The sequence below is a fragment of the Streptomyces sp. WAC05292 genome (assembly GCF_003949955.1).
GTDB lineage: Bacteria > Actinomycetota > Actinomycetes > Streptomycetales > Streptomycetaceae > Streptomyces > Streptomyces globosus.
Genome location: NZ_RPSE01000645.1, coordinates 1 through 2073, shown reverse-complemented (window position 1 = coordinate 2073; position 2073 = coordinate 1). Strand labels below are relative to the sequence as shown.

Annotated in this window: 2 protein-coding genes; one reads left to right on the top strand and one right to left on the bottom strand. The window is 73.4% G+C overall.

The features are described from left to right. The coding region (locus EF903_RS32005; RefSeq protein WP_185902935.1) for an enoyl-CoA hydratase-related protein at positions 1-240 on the bottom strand (240 nt) is incomplete at its 3' end. Positions 241-431: 191 nt separating this feature from the next. On the opposite strand from EF903_RS32005, the gene EF903_RS32000 reads away from it, so the two are divergent. Continuing rightward, the coding region (locus tag EF903_RS32000) for an acyl-CoA synthetase (RefSeq protein WP_148142640.1) at positions 432-2073 on the top strand (1642 nt) is incomplete at its 3' end.

Below are 2073 nucleotides of genomic sequence, written 5' to 3'. Positions count from 1 at the left end.
GGCCTCGCCGCCCATGCCGCTCCCGGCGAGCGCCTTGAGGTCCATGCCCGCGCAGAAGTCGCCGCCCGCGCCCGTCAGGACGACGGAGCGGATGGCGTCGTCGGCATCCGCTTCCAGCCAGCCGTCGTGGAGGCCGACCAGCAGGGGCAGCGAGAGCGCGTTCTTCGCCTCGGGCCTGTTCATGGTGAGCACCAGCGTGGCTCCGTGGCGCTGCACGGTCAGGTGTTCCGTCCCACCCATTGCCGTCCTCCCGTCTCCGGTGACCTGGAACAGGTTGCAGGAGGGCCCGGGGCAGTTCAATAGTTTTCTGACACCCAGTCAGTTTTCTTGGGCGGCTCCCTTCCCAGTTCGGGCGGGCGGCGCTGTAATGGCCGCCCGACGGCTCCGCGGGCCGCTCGCGCGCGGGCCGGCCCCGGGGTGAGGGAGGAACGGTGGAGTACAACCTTGCCGACCTGTTCGAATCGGTCGTCGACGCGGTCCCGGAGCGCGAGGCCCTGCTGTACGTGGACCACCCGGGGACCGGCGCCGAGCGCCGCCTCACGTACGCGCAGTTGGACGCGGCGGCGAACCGCGTCGCCCACCACCTGCTGGACAGCGGCCTGCGGCCCGGCGAACACGTGGGCCTGCACCTGTACAACGGGGTCGAGTACCTCCAGACCGTGCTCGCCTGCCTCAAGGCGCGCCTGGTGCCGGTGAACGTCAACTACCGTTACGTGGAGGAGGAGCTGGTCCACCTCTACGGCGACGCCGACCTGGCCGCGCTCGTCTTCGACGGCGAGTTCACCGGGCGGGTCGCGGCGGCACTGCCGCACACGCCCCGGCTGCGGCACCTGCTGCGGGTCGGGGCCGCCCCCGAGGGGGCGCCCGAGCCGGCACTCGCGCCGGTGGCGTACGGGGACGCCGAGGCGGCCGGCTCGCCGGGGCGCGGGTTCGCGCCGCGCTCCCCCGACGACCTGTTCATCATCTACACGGGCGGCACGACAGGGCTGCCCAAGGGCGTGATGTGGCGGGCGGAGGACCTGTTCTTCGCGGGCCTGTTCGGCGGCGAGCCGTCGGGCGAGCCGGTGGAGCGGCCAGAGGAACTGGCCGAGCGGGCGGCGGCGCGGGGGGCCGGTCTCACCTTCTTCCCGACGCCGCCGCTGATGCACGGCACGTCCACGCTGACCTCGTTCATCGCGTTCAACTACGGTCAGCGGGTGGTCCTGCACCGCAAGTACGTGCCCGCGGAGGTGCTGCGGACGATCGAGAAGGAGCGGGTGTCGAGCGTGTCGCTCGTGGGAGACGCGATGCTGCGGCCGCTCGTGGACGCGCTGGAGGGTCCGCTGCGGGGCACGGACCTGTCCGGCCTGTTCAGCGTGTCCTCGTCCGGGGCGATCATGTCGGACTCGGTGGCCGCGGCCTTCCGGCGGCTCGCCCCGCACGTGCTGCTGCTGAACAACTTCGGCTCGTCCGAGTCCGGTTCCAACGGGCGCGCCGCCGACGACGCCGGACCCGAGCGCGGCTTCCGGCTGCTGGTCAACGGGCGCACGCAGGTGGTGGACCCGGTGACCCGCGAGCCGGTGCCGGCCGGGGTGCCGGGGCGGCTCGCCCAGCGCGGGCACGTTCCGCTCGGCTACTACAACGACCCGGTGAAGACCGCGGAGACGTTCTTCCTGAAGGGCGGCGAGCGGTGGGTGCTGCTGGGCGACATGGCGACGGTGGACGCGGACGGCGTGGTCACGGTGCTGGGGCGGGGCTCGCAGTGCATCAACACGGGCGGCGAGAAGGTGTACCCGGAGGAGGTCGAGCAGGCGCTGAAGGCGCACCCTGCGGTGTACGACGCCCTGGTCGCCGGGGTGCCCGACCTCCGGTGGGGCAGCCGGGTCGCGGCGGTGGTGCAGCTGCGCGAGGGCGCGCCGGAGCCGACGCTGGAGGAGATCCAGGCGCACTGCCGGACCAGGCTGGCGGGGTACAAGATCCCGCGACGCCTGGTCGTCGCGCCGCAGGTGCAGCGGTCGCCGAGCGGCAAGGCGGACTACCGGTGGGCGAAGGCCGTGGCCGCGGGGGCGGGCGGAGGCGAGGCGGACGCGGCGG